11 protein-coding genes are annotated in these 15,770 nt (G+C 52.0%); 9 read left to right on the top strand and 2 right to left on the bottom strand.

Annotated features, from left to right (window positions below; all coding sequences use genetic code 11):
• Positions 1–7: 7 nt before the first annotated feature.
• Genes FW796_RS18230 through FW796_RS18205 form a run of 6 tightly spaced genes read left to right on the top strand, consistent with a single transcriptional unit; the run spans position 8 to position 9,767 of the window.
• The gene (locus FW796_RS18230) at positions 8–214 is read left to right on the top strand and encodes a hypothetical protein (RefSeq protein WP_446439718.1); all 207 of its coding nucleotides are present in this window, start codon (positions 8–10) and stop codon (positions 212–214) included.
• Positions 214–1,119, top strand: a complete 906-nt coding sequence (locus tag FW796_RS18225) for a DUF4007 family protein (RefSeq protein WP_446439717.1) — start codon at positions 214–216, stop codon at positions 1,117–1,119. Before FW796_RS18230 ends, FW796_RS18225 begins: the two co-directional genes overlap by 1 nt.
• Positions 1,112–4,570 carry a hypothetical protein gene (locus FW796_RS18220; RefSeq protein WP_446439716.1) on the top strand — a complete coding sequence of 1,153 codons (3,459 nt, stop codon included), beginning with the start codon at positions 1,112–1,114 and terminating at the stop codon, positions 4,568–4,570. The genes FW796_RS18225 and FW796_RS18220 overlap by 8 nt, the downstream gene beginning before the upstream one ends.
• The gene (locus FW796_RS18215) at positions 4,548–5,375 is read left to right on the top strand and encodes a phosphoadenosine phosphosulfate reductase family protein (protein WP_446439715.1); all 828 of its coding nucleotides are present in this window, start codon (positions 4,548–4,550) and stop codon (positions 5,373–5,375) included. Before FW796_RS18220 ends, FW796_RS18215 begins: the two co-directional genes overlap by 23 nt.
• 20 nt (positions 5,376–5,395) lie before the next feature.
• Positions 5,396–7,804 carry an ATP-binding protein gene (locus tag FW796_RS18210; RefSeq protein ID WP_446439714.1) on the top strand — a complete coding sequence of 803 codons (2,409 nt, stop codon included), beginning with the start codon at positions 5,396–5,398 and terminating at the stop codon, positions 7,802–7,804.
• Positions 7,805–7,817: 13 nt separating this feature from the next.
• Positions 7,818–9,767, top strand: coding sequence for a hypothetical protein (locus tag FW796_RS18205; RefSeq protein WP_446439713.1), 1,950 nt, complete (start codon positions 7,818–7,820; stop codon positions 9,765–9,767).
• A gap of 441 nt (positions 9,768–10,208) precedes the next feature.
• On the opposite strand, the gene FW796_RS18200 is transcribed toward FW796_RS18205, so the two are convergent.
• Complete coding sequence (locus tag FW796_RS18200) at positions 10,209–10,490, bottom strand: fructose-bisphosphate aldolase (RefSeq protein ID WP_446439712.1); 282 nt, start codon at positions 10,488–10,490, stop codon at positions 10,209–10,211.
• Positions 10,491–10,916: 426 nt separating this feature from the next.
• On the opposite strand from FW796_RS18200, the gene FW796_RS18195 reads away from it, so the two are divergent.
• From FW796_RS18195 to FW796_RS18185, 3 genes are all read left to right on the top strand, one after another.
• Positions 10,917–11,894, top strand: a complete 978-nt coding sequence (locus FW796_RS18195) for a hypothetical protein (RefSeq protein ID WP_446439711.1) — start codon at positions 10,917–10,919, stop codon at positions 11,892–11,894.
• A complete protein-coding gene (locus FW796_RS18190) occupies positions 11,894–12,580 on the top strand; it encodes a hypothetical protein (protein ID WP_446439710.1) in 687 nt (228 codons plus the stop codon). The genes FW796_RS18195 and FW796_RS18190 overlap by 1 nt, the downstream gene beginning before the upstream one ends.
• Before the next feature lie 85 nt (positions 12,581–12,665).
• Positions 12,666–13,148 (top strand): DUF4265 domain-containing protein, encoded by a 483-nt coding sequence (locus FW796_RS18185; RefSeq protein WP_446439709.1) that lies wholly within the window; start codon positions 12,666–12,668, stop codon positions 13,146–13,148.
• Between the two features lie 207 nt (positions 13,149–13,355).
• Here the strand turns inward: FW796_RS18185 and FW796_RS18180 are convergent, their stop codons facing one another.
• Positions 13,356–15,539 (bottom strand): TonB-dependent siderophore receptor, encoded by a 2,184-nt coding sequence (locus FW796_RS18180; protein WP_446439708.1) that lies wholly within the window; start codon positions 15,537–15,539, stop codon positions 13,356–13,358.
• Positions 15,540–15,770 lie beyond the last annotated feature (231 nt).

Genomic DNA, 15,770 nt, shown 5'->3' with positions numbered 1-15,770 from the left:
ACGTAGGATGAAGGTTTTGTTTGACACCCGCAGGATCCAAAAGCTGGGTCGGGTTTCTCTTAGCGAGCAGTTGCTGAGGAATGCCGGCTTGCACGAAGGCGATCAGGTAGATCTCTACTTCGACGCCGCTACGAAACGCATCATTATTGAGCCTGCAGCTCAGAGCAATGAACAGGCTGCCTCGGAAAAATCGGCTTCAGGGAGGAGGGGGTAATGTCGACCATGCAACGACGAGACGAGCGATTCTCGGGTCATGAGTCCTTTGTTTGTCGCTACGGATGGCTGCCAAAGCTACATCAGGCGATTGTCAACAATCCGCTTGCCCTAAAAGATGAGGCTCAGGCAACCATTACGTTGGGCATTGGCCGAAATATGGTCAAGTCGATTCAGTTTTGGGGTGAAGCTTTCGGGATAGTCAGCGGGCGTGATTCTGCGGGCCTCCAATCTGGCCCTATTGGACAACTGCTGCTTTCAGAAGAGGGTTGGGATCCCTATCTGGAGCAGCCTGAGTCGCTTTGGTTGCTCCACTGGTGGATGTCGTCCCACGCGGAGGTAGCTGTTTGGAACCTGGTATTCGGAAGCTCAGCATATTCACGCTTTGATCGAAAGACACTCATCGCAGGTCTTGAAGACCTCGCTTCTGGCAACAACAAGAAGCTAGCGATATCGACGCTGGAGCAACATGCGAGCATCTTCTTGCATTCGTATAAGCGTGAAGAGTCAGCTGGGGACGATACCTCATGGTGCCCATTACAAGATTTGGGGCTTTTCGAAGAAGTCACAGCTGACGACGGCAAAACCGTTTACCTAGTGGGTAGAAATGCGCCTTTAGGTTTGTCTACCCGTGTATTTCTTTTCTCCTTGATTGATTATTTCAAACGCCAGAATACTGCCTCTCTAAGCCTTAGTCAGATTGTGCATGGTGAGTTTAGTCCCGGTAGTGTGTTTAGGTTGGATAATTTCCAAGTCAGTGGTTTTATTGAAAGTATAGAAAAAGAGTTTGGTGGCGTTGTGCGATTTATTGATACGGCTGATACCCAGCAAATCATCTTAGATAAAACCCTATCGCCCGATTGGGCTACTTGCTTGCTGGGTGCGGGAGAAGAATTGAATGTCTGACCGACTAATAGATCATCTTGAGCTGGATTCGAAATTCTTGCGTTCTATTTCTCTGGCTAGAGATTTGCGGTCACAAGACTCGCTCGACAGTTATCTGATCACTCCTGCTGTTTTGGCAGTGCTCCGCCAGATTGGCAGTGCGTTGAAGTCGGGCAGCGCACAGCGCGCTTGGAAGCTCATTGGGCCCTATGGTAGTGGTAAGTCAGCACTAGGATTGCTGCTCGCCCGGTTGTTAGAGGGGCAAAAAAGCTCTCATGCAATTTACAAACAGCTCGTTGATACCTCCACTGACGTTGTTGAGCTTTTCCCCCAAGGACAGAATCGATTCGCACTGGCAATAAGCGGTTCACGCGTATCGTTGGGTGACGCGTTGGCGCAATCTATCCTTGAAGCACTTGAGCACTTGCCGAAAAGTCGCCTGGCTACTGAATTGAAGCGCCAGTTGGATACGAAAGCTCGAACTTATCGTGATATACCCCTTAACGCTGCGACGGGTAAGTTGCTAAGTGACTTTGTTTTAGTCACTCAAGGTGCAGGGTGTTGCGGTGTCCTGCTGCTGATTGACGAGCTCGGCAAGTTCATTGAACACGCAGCTCTAAATCCGGAAGCTGGTGATTTGATGTCTTTGCAGCAAATCGCTGAGGTCGCATCGCACCCCACGGATGATGGTCTCCTCGTCGTATCAATGCTGCACCAGCACTTTGATGCTTATGCTAAAGGTGTCGGTCGCACCCTTTCCGATGAGTGGCACAAGGTCTCTGCACGCTTCGACGAAGTACCATTTGATGAGCCAGTTGAGCGGTATGCCCATTTCGCTCTTCATGCTTTAGGTGCGGACGTAACCATTACGGATTCTCCTACCCTGAAAAAAGATGCTCGACGCATCTACAAGCAGGCAATTGATTTTAGTTTTTTTCGTGGAGTTGCTGAGAGTGAGCCGTTTTCTCAAGCCGAGCGCTTGTACCCATTGCATCCGGCCGCACTGGCTTGCTTAGCTGTCATCTCCAAGCGATTCGGTCAGAGTGAGCGTTCATTCCACGCATTCATGCGCGGATATGAGTCCGGGGCACTTCGAGACTTCGCAGAGCGCAATATTGCTGATCCTTCCTCTTGGTATGGGATGACGGAGCTTTTTGACTACCTCTCGACTGGAGTAGGGCTTCGTTTTCGTGATCTTGAGGCAGAGCGACGCTGGGACTTTGCCCGCTCTGTAATAGAGCGTAATGACGCGGAAATGACGGCGTTACAGCTTGACCTACTTAAGTCGATTGCTGTCATTGAGCTGGTTGCTCAAGTCCTGCATATTAACTTGTCAGTCGAACTCCTCAGGTTTGTTACGGGGGGGGATGCTAAAGCTATCTCCGAAGCGTTGAGCAAGCTCACTAGCAAGGCAATCTTGATACATCGTCATACGAGCGATGACTATGGTTATGCCATCAGTCATGCAGTAAACGTTGAGGCTTTGTATGAACAAACGATGCAGCGCTCGGCTGATGAACTCATGTTCAATGGTGTTTCCCAAGCGCTCTCTGAAAGAAGCGTAATTGCAAGTCGCCACTATCAACAAACGGGAACTCTCCGTTCTGTCAAAGTGATTGCAGGGACGTCAGATAAAATTAAGCAGTCAATCGGTACTCATGGTCGACACGATGGCAGTGTTGGGCTGATATTCGTGGATGCTGAGTCTTCCGCCCTGGTAGATGCTGCTGAAGAGGTGACTCGTTCTACTAAAGACGTTTTATCACTCACTGCAATTGTTAAAGTCGGCCCGGATGAGCGTGAGGCTCTAATTGAATACTCTCGTTGGCTGATGGTTCATGAAGAGGTTAAAAGTCGCCATTTAGATCCTTGGACTGAGCGTTATGTCGAGTCGAGATTCAGTGCAGCACGTGAGTGTGTGAGTCGACTAGTCCTGGCGTTGCTCAATCGGCAGGCCAAGGGAGCTTCCAGCATGGAATATTGGCATGCCGGGAGGGTGATTGCGGGCAGCGGTGCCATGAACCTTAGTCAGGCTGCGTCTTGGTTGTTCGACAAGGTATACAAGAATGCGCCGATCATTCATAACGAACTAATCAATAAAGACAAACCGTCATCTGCGATTAACGCGGCTCGTCAGCGTTTGTTCGATCTGCTCGAAAAAGCTGTTGGTTCAGAGCTACTGGGTATTGTCGATTTCCCACCTGAGCGATTGCTTTACAGCTCTCTGCTTCAATCCACAGGACTGCACCGTAAGGGAGCCGGCGATCGCTGGTTTTTAAGTGCGCCGGATAGTAGCTCCCCAGTGAACATTCGCAGAGTGTGGGCTGAACTTGATAATCAGTTAATGATTGATGGTCAGGTTACTTTTGCTGAGGTCATTTCCAGCTTGGCATTACCACCATTGGGTGTCCGGAGCGGGCCGGCCAGTGTTTGGTTCATGGTTTATCTCCTGGTTAACAAGGAGTCGTGCGCTATTTTCGAGCGAGGCAGTCTGATCCTTGAATTGACCTCTGATCATCAGCAACGGATGTTCAGAAGCCCTCACACCTTTAGCTTCCGCCGTTTCGACATCACTTCTGAGCGCAAAGAGCTAATCAAGGATTATGCCAAGGCACTTGGAACTGTAGGTATCCAGTTAGGCCTGAACGCATCGTATCTAGATGCGGCGCGCGAGCTGATCCGTTGGTATGGGCGGCTTCCGCAGTATTCGCAAGAGACTCTGCGGCTCACGAGCCAAACCAAAGCGCTTCGTGATGTGATTAAAAGGGCAACTGACCCGGTTTCGCTGCTTGCATTTGATGTTCCACGGGTGGTGACTGCGGCGAAAGCTAAGGAGGGTATCCCGTTCCCGGATCTTTTGGCTGAGAGTCTGACAGAGTTGGGTATGGCATTTCGTCGTTTGCAGGACGAAGTCAGCCTTTCGATGGCTCAGGCATTTGAAATAACTGGCCCCCTTAAAGCTCTGCGATCAAAGCTTCAGGAAGAGTGCGCAGACACTGCTCAGTCCCTTGCAGATGTTGAGCTTAAAGCGTTCATCATGCGTTGTTCAGACATCACTCTGACTGACGATCGGTGGATGGACTCCATTGCAAGCGTAGTCGTCCATAGACCATTGGATATCTGGAAAGATGGTGATGCACCCAAGTTCGCGGAGTCGGTCCTGGAGTTATGCGGTCGCTACAAGCGTTGGTTAAGAGTGGCTATGCGAAAGGGGGACTTTGAGCGTCAAACACAACGCTTCATGGGAGTGACCTTGACGCTCCCGAGTGGGGAGGAGGCGGCAATGCTGTTGACCTCTGACCAGGAGACAAAGATGATGGCAGATAGCCTTCTGCAGAACCTTACGAAGCAAGTAGGCGGCAACCGAAACTTAGCCGCGTCTGCCCTTGCTCAAGCTTTGCTGCAATTGCAGCAGGGCTCCACAGAATCTCCTGAGAAAGAGCTGAGCGATGAGCAACGAACCGCGGGTTAGACACATCCTTAGCCTCTCTGGGGGCAAAGACAGCGCTGCGCTAGCAATTTACATGCGTGATCGTGTGCCGGAGATGGAGTACATCTTTAGCGATACTGGTAAAGAGCTGCCAGAAACCTACGACTATTTGCAGCGCCTTGAAAATTACCTTGGGAAGCCATTGCATAGGCTGAACGCTGACCTGGGATTTGATCACTGGTATGACATGTATGGAGGGATGATTCCCTCCAATCATCGTCGTTGGTGTACGAAGATGCTCAAGCTCAAGCCTTTTGAGGATTTTTGTGGAGATCAGCCAATAATCAATTATGTAGGGCTTCGAGCGGATGAAAACCGCTCGGGCTACATCAGTCATAAGACCAATATTAAGGCTGTCTATCCTTTTCAGGAGGATGGTCTAATTCTTCGTGATATCGAGGAGATTCTTCGAGTATCTGGTGTGGGGATGCCTCCTTACACTAAATGGGGAAGAACTCGTTCAGGATGTTATTTTTGCTTCTATCAGCAAAAGATTGAATGGGTGAAGTTGAAAGAAACGCATCCCGACTTATACGAGAAAGCAAAAGAGTATGAAGTGCCGTTTGAAAAAACGGGGAACTTCTTTACTTGGAGTCAGGGGGAAAGCCTGGCCGAGCTCGAGCAGCCTGAGCGGATGGCTCAGATTAAACGAGATCATGCGTTGCGTGTTGAGCGAATGGCGCAGCGAAAAGATAACTCAACTCTGATAGCAGTATTTTCAGAGCTTGATTCTACTGAAACTCCAGACGACGAAGATGATCAAGGGTGCTTGGTCTGCCAACTTTGAAATAACGAAAAGGAAGTTCAATGGCGTTCAAAGTTAAAGCTAGGGTGCTGCTTGAATTAGGTGCAGAGCTGATAAGCTCGGATGGTATTGCGCTTTACGAACTTATTAAAAATGCAATTGATGCGAAGAGTCCAAAAGTAGCTGTGAGATTTAATGTTGCTCTTAGTGCCTCTGGCTATCAAGCCTTGATCGCTGATATCCAGGGCTGCGGGGCAAAACTAGATGAACGAATTTTGCAGGAGTCAGCCAGATATTTTGAACCAAGTACAAAGCAAGAGCTTAGAGATGATTTGGTTAAGATATTGTCTGGCTTACCTAAGGAACAGGCGCTGCTACGCCTGCGGGAGTATTATTGTGAAACTTCCTTTATCGAGGTCGAGGACTGGGGGCAAGGTATGTCTCTGGCTGATCTTGATGAGAATTTTTTGACGATAGGCACCCCGCACCGAGCGACTGAGCGAAAGCTGACTGAGTTTGATAAAGATAATCCAATACTCGGTGAAAAGGGGATTGGCCGGCTCTCCACAATGCGACTTGGTGAGCGCCTGCAGCTTTTAACAGTGACTGCTGGTGAAGACTATGTTTCGACGTTGGATGTGGACTGGAAGTCTCTTGGTGAGAATTTAGATTTAGATTTGGATAAGTTTAAAGTCGGTGCAGTTAGAGGAGGGCGTAAGAAAGAAAAAAATAAAGGGACGTTAATTAGAATTAGTGATTTGCGCAATGATTGGTCTCTCCAGCGTGTGTCTCAGGTATCAAAAACTCAGCTTTCTAAACTTCAAGACCCCTTTGATCCTGACGGTGTTGTTCTAGATCTACGTATGAGCTTCAACGATAAAGCCGTCGAGGTATTAGAAGAATTTAATACCGAATGGCTTGATGATGAGTGGCATGGATATTTTAAAATTCGCTTCCATTACGAAAAAAATCACGGTAAGGCGCAGCCGGTGATTAGTGGTGTTGTGAAGTTCAGGCCTCCGGGGCAAGAGTCTTTATCCGCTGAAGAGGCAGATATAGATGAGGCAAATGTATATAGCGCGGGTGATGATCTTTATAGTGTTCTCGCTGACGCTGATCAGCCACTGTATAAAGATGGAGAAAATGCTCCTGTTCGTTATGCGGGTATTCAGACTTTAGGTGAGTTTACTGCTGAAGGATATTGGTTCAATAGGCAGCGAAAGCGGCGTGAGCTACCCAAAGAAAAGTATGAAGAGTTCAACGATTGGTTAAGTCTGTGGGCTGGTGGCCTACTCATGTATCGAGATGGTTTTAGGGTCTATCCCTACGCGGATCCCGATGATGATTGGCTTGAGTTAGATCAGCGAGCGTTGAAGCAGCGCTCGTTCAAGCTCAATAGGGGGCAGTTTGTAGGGTATGTCCGTATTAGCTCTCGGGATAATCCTAATCTCAAAGATCAGACCAACAGACAGGGGCTTTGTGATTCGCCTGAACAGAAGAAACTTGTTCAGTGCCTTCAATATGTAATCTGGAAGGAGCTCGGCGCACTTGTCAAGAAGTATGAAGTTAAAAGTGCATCTAGGTCCATTAGCACAATTAAAGAAATTGATGTTAAGGTCAAGAAGAACTCCAAGGATGCTAGAGCTCAGTTGCGGGAGATTGCGAAGCAACTTCCAGGAGAGGAAAAAACAATTCATGCTTTGAAGGGGTATGTCGAGGAACTCGAAGCGGCTTGGTCGAAGGCTAAGTCGACTATCAGGAAGCAACAAGATCAATCGGATATTTATTTGCACCTAGCCGGTGCAGGAATGCTAATGGAGTTTGTTGTCCATGAACTAAATAGGATGACAAGAGCTACCTTGGCTGACCTTAATAAGGTAAATGTTAAAAGTCTTCCAGCTCCACTGCGCTCCCTTAATGCACAGCTCAAGACACTTGAGAAACGTCTAAGGATTTTAGATCCTGTCAGTACCCCAGGCCGACAGAGAAAAGCAACTACGGATATGACTCAGGTGATAAAAAATCTGATTGATGCACACGAGTCTCAGTTTGAGCAAAATTCGATCAGTGTGAGCTTTGATGATACAGAACCTTTCTTTGCAAAGGTTGTTGAAGGACAAATGTATCAGATATTTGAGAATCTTATTTCGAACTCTGTGTATTGGCTTTCTCATCATAATAGTATGCTTCATGAGGCGAGTGGAGGATCGACGGACTTTATACCCAGCATTGAAATAGTTGTTGATGGCCAGGCTAGAGAGATTGTGTTTCGAGATAATGGGCCTGGTATTAGGGTGGAGGATGGAAAGAAGGCTTTTGACCCGTTTTTTAGTAAAAAACCGTCTGGTCGTGGTATTGGGCTCTATATAGTAAAAAATCTTTGTTCAGATAATAAGATTGATGTCTCTTTAATTGAGGCAAGTAATCGCAATTCCCATGCTGGGTTTGTCTTCCAATTTGCGAGTGAATGAAATGGTTACAGGGATGTCCGTGAAGAAAGCATTATTTATTGATGATGCCTTTTCTCAACCAACAATTGCACAGTTTCAACCCTATCTGCGAGCATTGCGCAGTTTTCTAACCGAAAATGAAGAAACCAAGCAATGGTTGGATGAGAATTTTGGACTTTCGGGTAGTCATAATGCACGTGCATATTTTAATCCATTAATAAGTAGCGCTGAAGAGGTGTTAAGGTTCTGGGCCCTTCGTAAAACCTCTCCAGCGGGAATAGATTTAGAAGAGATTTTCGCAGATTTATCGGAGGAGCTCAGTCAACATCACTCTCCATTGGAGACTATTAGTCGAATCCTGGATGATCACGGTTGGAGTGTGACCCGTAGCGCGGTTTTGCCTGATACAGCCTCGGTGGGTGTAGATGTTTCACTGATAGTTATAGACTATCAGCTGAGTCAATCAGCGGATGATTTAGAAGAAAGAGTCCAGGAGAGTGTGAACTTTCTTCGCTCAGTCGTAGATGCGGCTAAGAGTGTATCAAATGCAATTCATCCATTTATTATTTTGATTTCGAGCCTTCCTAACATAGCAGGTAGAGACTCGGTTGACTTCAGGGTGGGGAGCTCTACCCCAGGAGGAATGTTTCGATTTGTTCGAAAGCTCAACGCGAGCTCCGAGTTTCTTGATGCTGTAGAGTCGTTTTATGTGAAAAGTGAGGAACTTCAAAAGTTTCGTTGCCTTCATATCGAGCTCGAAAAAGCGGTGGTGGCAGCAGGTCAGCAGCTAAGCAAACAAGTTTCTGAGCTAGAGCTAGAGGACCTAGCAACTCTCTATACTGCACAGTTGGTTACGGAAAAAGAACCGCTTTCTGATTATTTTGGTTGGATGGCTGGGCAGTTAGTAATGTCTTCGATCCAAAAGAATCCGGCTCTTGCAGAGAGGGCAATGGACTTGCCAGATGAAAGTTATCAAATACTGCTGGGGCACTGTCAACCTACGCAACATTTATCTGGGATCTTTTCGGAGTTTTCATCGGTGCAGTCGGCTGCTGGTGAGCTTATTAAATTAGAGAAAAAAAATAGGGATGTTCGTTTTGGTGATATCTATCTGAGAAAACCTCGAGCACGTGCAGGGACCGCGGTTTCAACTGAGCAACCATACTACTTGGTGATATCGCAGACGTGTGATCTGTTGCAAGGAAAGATCACTAATGGCCAAGTTTTATGTGTTCAAGGTCGGGGGCGAGAGGTTAAGCCAACTGAGATTGATCTGCTACAGACGACTATCCGTCAGATGGGGGCGAGTGGTAATTTTCTTATAAAGAGTCGAGATAGGTATTTTCAGATTGCTTGGGCCGAGAAGGATTTGCTCACAATCGAGCAGAAGAAATTATCTAGAGATTCCGGTTATGACTACATTGGTAGGCTGAACGAGATTTATGCGTTGGAGGTTCAGCATAGTGCATTGCATACTTTGGGGCGTATCGGTGTGCCTATTGTTCCAGGTTATCGAGTCTTTTTCGGTGTTGCCGATTTAAAGGTCTTTGATAAAAAAGGCGAGGAGATTCTTGCACTTCGCCGAACTCTCAATAATAGCTCTGTTTTGTGCGTTCTACGCAATGAAAAGATTAGCTCGGTCAAGTTGCGTTTGTTGTTCTCTGGTGAGTTGCAACGCTGGCTCAACTCCGAGATGCAACAGTTATTGACGTCAGAATTTTTTCCTGCAGGGAGTGTTAAGGGAGTTAACGAGTTTCTGGTCGCGCTGAGGCAAGCTGAGGCGTCATATAGTCTGATCGGAAAGGCAAAGGAGGAGGAAATAGAAGGTTTTCGAATTTCATCTTCTGTCATTCTGGTGATGAATGGTCTTCCACAAATAGTAAACGGAGGCGCTCAGGCAAGAGTTCAGCTTGAGCTTACCCCGTCTATCCATTTTGCTGGGGATAGTTTGGCTAGAGAGCCTAGCTCTACGCCTGGATCCTAGAGGTTGGGTGAAAGGTAAATATTTGGTACTTAAGGTCGTGATATTCTGGTGTTTTTACTTTTCATATATGACGATTCTGAATAGTTTTTTTTCATAATAAATAAGGCCGCATATGCGGCCTTATTTATCTGTTGACGAGGTCTCCGTATTATAAAAAACTCTAATGAAGAAGAGTTGGCGAGGATTTTAATTTCGGTGTGCTTGATGACTGAGCGAAGCAAATCACCATCTCCATAGGTGTTGGGGTTTGTCAAGTTTTCGACTTGTGGATTCAGCCTATCCATTTTATCTCTCCTGTCGCCTCCTTTTGTTCCCCTCCTCCTCGACCCATTGAAATACCTGCCTCTTGAATAGCCAAGCTACCAGGTAGACTCTTGGGTGAAATAGATTATTTCGAACGATAAAAAGTTATCTTGTTATCCCCTGATTTGCATTTTTAGATCAGGCGCTAAGAGCGCGAATCTCAATTACCGCCAACACGTCCCGCACATCCTGTAGTAACAATCTGGCTGTGTTAGCTACTGTATCGATATCTCTGTCGCTGGAGTCTCGTAAGGTAGTGCAGATCATCAAATTCAGATAGTTGAGTGTGGTGAGTAAACGCTCGCTAGCGCATGCATGCAGATCCACCAATGGTGCTTGGCTGTCAATAAACAGCACTGGGGTGTCGCTGGCAATTGGGGTCAGGGGAATAAAACGTTCGGATGGGGTTTGGGTGTTCATCGCTGTTCCTTGTCGAAGAAATATATTGATTGAATGTCCTCTCGATAAGGCTGCGAACCCCTGTCGCTGACTGGAATCAGCAGACGTGAAAACTATAGGTGTGGGGTGGATTAGGGACAACGGCAGGGCTGTAGGAAAGGTCTCGATTGTGGGTAGGGCGAGGCTGAGTTGTTGGTCCTTGTCGCAAGCGAGATGGTTACCAAGAACTCCGTAGCGGTTACCGCAGGTATAGGCCGTGGGGGAGCGTCCGCCATTCAGCCGCTGAGGTGTATCTGAACAATCGTGGTGTGCCGATTTAGGGTCGCTGCGCGCCCCATCGCAGCCTCGCGGGCTCGGCAGCGGCTACAGGGCCGCAGCAACACCCTCTAATCCCCCAACCAACTTTGCTATCCTGCGCGCCTTTTATCCATAGCAAGGAGCGCAGGCATGACCCAGTCCGTTGGTGGCGGGAGGCGAGTCGGGGCAGGGACGCGGGGTAGTGTGTCTCGCTTGCGGCATTTTCTATCCTGGTTGGCGCCGGCGCTGTTTGTGGGTATGGCGCTGAGTGTGCCGACGGCTAGTGCCAACCCCACCACCACCTACCGCGGCACCCTCGGCGACACCCCGGTTGAACTGGCCCTAACCTACGACTCCCAATACGGCGGTGGCATGTCCGGCTATTGGTTTTCCGAGTCCGAGCGCCTGCCCATGGCGTTGGAATCCACGCCTTTCCATCCCGGCTCCGCGCTCTTGATCAACATCATGGACAACCCGACCCTGCCGGCGACGGCGGTGTCGTTGCAGCCGTTCGCCGAGGGGGCAGAGGCGCTGCAGGGCAGTCTGGTGGATTTGCGCACGGGCACGCAGCAGCCGTTGCAGTTGCAGCGGGTGACGCGTTTTGGTGGCAGTCAGCGGGAGGCGTTTGAGGGGGAGTTGTTGCAGCCGGTGTTCGATCGGGATTTCTATTTCAGTGTGCATGCCGCGCGCAAGGCCGGGGAGGAGGTGGCGCAGGTGGACAGTATCCGGGTGATCAGCCGGGCCACCGGTAAGCGGGTGCAGGAGATTGGCGGGCAGTGGTGTCTGTCGTCCGTGGGCACCAGGACGCTGACCTTCGGGCATTTTCATGCCGAGGCGCGGATGGATTTTCAGGTCCAGGGCTATCGCGTGGGGGAAGCGGATGGCCGGGTGTGGTGCTCGCCCACGCAGTATTACCTGTACAGCCGGGATCTGCGGACCTATCGGCGTCATCCGCAGTTGGAGCAGTTCGCGGTGGACGGTGATCTGCGTTTTTCCCCCAGTGGGCAGATGGAGTTCAGCAAGCAGGACTTTATCAATTACGACCAGCGCACTCGGCGTTGGGATTATTACCGGGTGATCACCCCTGAGCGTTTGGAATATCTGTCGTCGGGCGAGGAGCGTTTCTGATGCGCGGGTTTGATTTTGCTCGGGGGTTGGCGGTGTTGGTGTTGGCGCTGTGGCTGTTGCCGGCGCAGGCGTCACACGGGGTGTATGAGGGGACCTTGGGCAAGCAGGCGATTGTCTTGACCCTGGGTAGCCAGAATGCGGTCTACCAGGGCACCTATGCCTATCAGCGCTATCGCACGCCGATTCGCCTCAAGCCGACCTTCAGCTACAGCAACAAGGTGCTGGCCATGGATGAGCTGGACGAGCAGGGCTTGCCGGTGGCGCGTTTGCAGTTCAATGACTTGATGAACTCCCGCCAGCAGGAGCTTGTGCGCGGCACCTGGACCAGTTATCGCACGGGCAAGACCTTGCCCATTGCGCTGAAGCTGGTGGGCTTGGTGGATTCGGATCGCTCGTGGCCGCAGCCGGTCACCACGCTGTTGCAGAGTGCTTCCACCAAACGCTGGTATTTCCAGGTGCCGATGCCGGGCAGTGATCGGCGGATCACGACGGTGGAGGTGATGGACAAGGCCACCGGCAAGTTGCTGGTGAGCCTGGCGATCGCGGCACCGGGCTGTCCGAATCAGGGGGTGGATACCTTGCAGTTGCGGGGTGAGGGGGAGCAACTGCGGATTGCTTTCAAGGACTGCACGTTTCCGGGGTTTCGCTGGAATGAGGGCGGTGGGAGCTTTGCGCCGTTGCCTTGAGGCCCGTTCGTTTGCGCCCTTTGCGACCTGGCGGCTAGTGGATTGGATGAGTCTGGTGTTGAACCTGGAAGTTGTGGAGCCCCGTATGGATGACAAGCAACCCCCTGTGCTGATTCAGGTGTACATGGCCGATGACGGCGGCGCCGTTCGCGAGGAGCTGCTGGCGCGGCAGATCGATGAGGATATTTACGAGTTACTGTCCTCACCGGGCCTGGCGCAAAACCTGGCGCGGGGCGATATCGTTTCAATCCGCAATCCCGATGCTCCGGCGCAAGTGCTGAAACGAGGTGGGAATTTCTGCATTCAGATCTATGCCGATTACATTGATCCTACGGTGATCAGTGCGCTTGAAAACGAGGTCGCTGGTGAACTGAGCGGAACCCTGGATGGGCTGTTCGAAGGGAACCTGTCATTCGCTGTTCCTGCGAGGAATGGCATGGACCGTATCAATGCGGTGTTCGATCGCTTCCGCGAGAGAACCGGGATTGAGTGGTACTACGCCAATGTCTATAAAAACCTCGACGACGATGAGGACGAGACGCTGTTGAACTGGTGGTTGGACGTGTGATCCTCCCCGGGACCTGGGTATGCCACTAAACAAACCGACCAAGTAGCGACCAAGTAAGCGACCAAGTCAGCACCCGGTAGTGCTACAGCGGCCGTTCTGTGGGGCGGGTCTGCATTTGGGTGTGCTTTCTACTGGCGAGGGCGGTCTTGAGGACGCCTTCGCCGGCAAGCCGGCTCCTACGGGAGAGGTAGGAAGGGGCCGTCTGCATCAGAAATTCACCGAAGCACTCAACCGCGCCGTCAACGGCGCGCCCTGGAACAGGTAGTCGTCGCCCATGTATTCCCCTGCATCGCGCCAGTAGCGTTTGTCGAACAGGTTGTCCACGGTCAGGCGGAACACGGTGTCGTAGCCATCAATGCGGGTGCTGTAGCGGCTGCCGATGTTGAAGATGGCGTAGGCGCCGGTGGCGACGTTGCCCTGGCGGTCGGCGTATTTGCTGCCGCTGTATTGCATGCCGCCCAGCAATGCCAGGCCGTCGAGCCAGGGCAGGGCGTAGTCGCCTTGGAGGCTGGCTCGCAGGCGTGGGACGTTGAGGGTTTGATGGCCTTCGTAGGCCGGGGTGCCGGTGTCCTCGACCCGGGAGCGAATCGCCGCGACGCTGGCGGCAATCTGCAGGCGCTGGGTGGCCCAGCCGTTGGCGGAGAGCTCCAGGCCGGTGTTCTTTTGCTGGCCCTGTTGGATGTAGGTGAAACCGCCAGCGGCGTTGGGGCGCGAGTACTGGTAGGCCTGGCGCATCTGGAACAGCGCGGCGGTAAAACTCATGCGTTGCCAGTCGTATTTGATCCCGGTTTCGATTTGGCGCGAGACGGTGGGGGCCAGGGTGGCTCCACTGTTGGTGGCGAACCAGGGGGCCTGGCCACCCAAGGACAAGCCCTTGCCGTATTGGGTGTACAACGAAATGTCGTTGATCGGTTTGTAGATCAACGCCGCCTGAGGCAGGAAGACATAGCGCTGGGTGTGGCGATCGCGCACGCCGTCCTTGTCGAAGCTCTCTTCGTCGAGGCGCACTTCGCGCCCGCCGAGGACGGTCTGCCACTGTTCGTTGAAGCTGATGCGGTCACTGAGGAACAGGCCGTATTGGCGGCTGTCGAGGCGTTTATGGGGGTCGTTGAGGGCGCCGTCGTAGCGCTTGAAGTTCTCCGGCTCGCTCTGGATATTGCCCGTGCCAATCCATTGATTGATGGACTCGCGCCGGTCCACCACACGGCGAAATGCACTGGTCCCCACACTCAGTTCATGGCCCAGGCCCGCTGCGTCGAAGCGACCATTGAGCAGCGCCTGGGCTTCATCATTGCGCCGGGTGTCGTCGGGGCTGCGGAAGTCGTAGATGTCGTAGTTGCCTTCAGGGCTGAAGTAGTTGCCGTTGGCGTTGATGCAGCCAGTGGTGCAGCCGCCCCAGGCAAACGAGCTGTAGTCATCGATCACCACCCGGCTGCGGGACGCGCTGAGGTTGCCCTTCCAGTCGTCGTTGAAGCGGTATTCGAAGTTGCCGCTGATGTTCAGCGACTCATTGGTCACCGGCTTGGAGCCGCTCTGGTGTCCCAGGAGCTTTTTCGGCGAGGCGTGGTGGGGCAGGCTGGCGCCGCCCAGCAGTTGATAGCCCGGTGCCGAGCGCTGCTGCTTGTTCTGGTATTCGATGTCCAGTTGCAGCAGGGCATCGGGGCTGATGTTCCAGTCGAAGGCCAGGGAGGCGAAGTCGCGCTGGCCATTGGTGTGTTCGACATAGGAGTGCAGGTCTTCATGGGCCAGGTTGGCGCGCAGGCCGAACTGCTGTTCGCTGCCGAACCAGCCGCCCACGTCGGTGGCCAGGTAACCGCTGCCGCGATCGTCGGTGGAGACGGTGACCGAGCGGATATCCGTGGGCCGCTTGGTCACGTAGTTGATCAAGCCACCCGGTTCGCTGACTCCGCTTTGCAGGCCGGAAAGGCCCTTGAGCAATTCCACCCGCTGCTTGTTTTCCAGGGCGACGCTTTGTTCGCCAGTGACGGTGCGGTTGTTGATCTTGTAGCTGCTGGCGGCGTTCAGGGAAAAGCCGCGCACCTCGAAGTTTTCGTAGTAGCCCACCGGCGCGTAGCTCTGGCCCACCGAGGCGTCGTTCTTCAGCACCTCGCTGAGCAGCCGCGCCTGTTGGTCCTTGATCAGCTCTTCGTTGAGCACGCTGATGGAGGCCGGGGTGTCCAGCAGCGGTGTTTCGCTGAAGCCGCCCACCGAGGCGCTGTCGGCGCGATAGCCGTATTGCTCTTCGCCACTGACCGTCTGGGTCGGCAACTGGGTGCCGCTGGCGTTGGTCACGGCGTGGCTGCCGGCCAGCAGCAGGCCCAGGGTCAGGCGATTGAAAGGCAATCCTTTGGAGCAGGCGCGTGTGGGGGGCGTCGGGTGAATCCGGCTCATGAACAATCCTAGAAGGCGACGCTGTCCCATGGCAGAAGCCGGGGGAGGTTCCTGAGAAGGCTACGATCGTCGACCTGCGTGTGTAGTGAAGAACAGCGGGGGAGCCCTGCAGGCATCAGGCAAGGGCCTGGCGGTTGCCGCTGGGTGCTGTCGGGCAGGCGCCATCATACAAGGTGCGGCGTGGGGGTAAAGGCAGGAGAGGAATCAGCTCAGGTTGCCGAGGGGGCGGCT

This window comes from Pseudomonas sp. 910_21 (assembly GCF_052850735.1).
The sequence above is the reverse complement of the archived record's forward strand: the minus strand, read 5'-3'. Positions and strand labels throughout refer to the sequence as shown.

Bases quoted from the DNA above. Each gene is read 5' to 3' on its own strand.
- FW796_RS18230 (WP_446439718.1), top strand. From the start codon at position 8: ATGAAGGTTTTGTTTGACACCCGCAGGATCCAAAAGCTGGGTCGGGTT.
- FW796_RS18225 (WP_446439717.1), top strand. From the start codon at position 214: ATGTCGACCATGCAACGACGAGACGAGCGATTCTCGGGTCATGAGTCC.
- FW796_RS18220 (WP_446439716.1), top strand. From the start codon at position 1,112: ATGTCTGACCGACTAATAGATCATCTTGAGCTGGATTCGAAATTCTTG.
- FW796_RS18215 (WP_446439715.1), top strand. From the start codon at position 4,548: ATGAGCAACGAACCGCGGGTTAGACACATCCTTAGCCTCTCTGGGGGC.
- FW796_RS18210 (WP_446439714.1), top strand. From the start codon at position 5,396: ATGGCGTTCAAAGTTAAAGCTAGGGTGCTGCTTGAATTAGGTGCAGAG.
- FW796_RS18205 (WP_446439713.1), top strand. From the start codon at position 7,818: ATGTCCGTGAAGAAAGCATTATTTATTGATGATGCCTTTTCTCAACCA.
- FW796_RS18200 (WP_446439712.1), bottom strand. From the start codon at position 10,490: ATGAACACCCAAACCCCATCCGAACGTTTTATTCCCCTGACCCCAATT.
- FW796_RS18195 (WP_446439711.1), top strand. From the start codon at position 10,917: ATGACCCAGTCCGTTGGTGGCGGGAGGCGAGTCGGGGCAGGGACGCGG.
- FW796_RS18190 (WP_446439710.1), top strand. From the start codon at position 11,894: ATGCGCGGGTTTGATTTTGCTCGGGGGTTGGCGGTGTTGGTGTTGGCG.
- FW796_RS18185 (WP_446439709.1), top strand. From the start codon at position 12,666: ATGGATGACAAGCAACCCCCTGTGCTGATTCAGGTGTACATGGCCGAT.
- FW796_RS18180 (WP_446439708.1), bottom strand. From the start codon at position 15,539: ATGAGCCGGATTCACCCGACGCCCCCCACACGCGCCTGCTCCAAAGGA.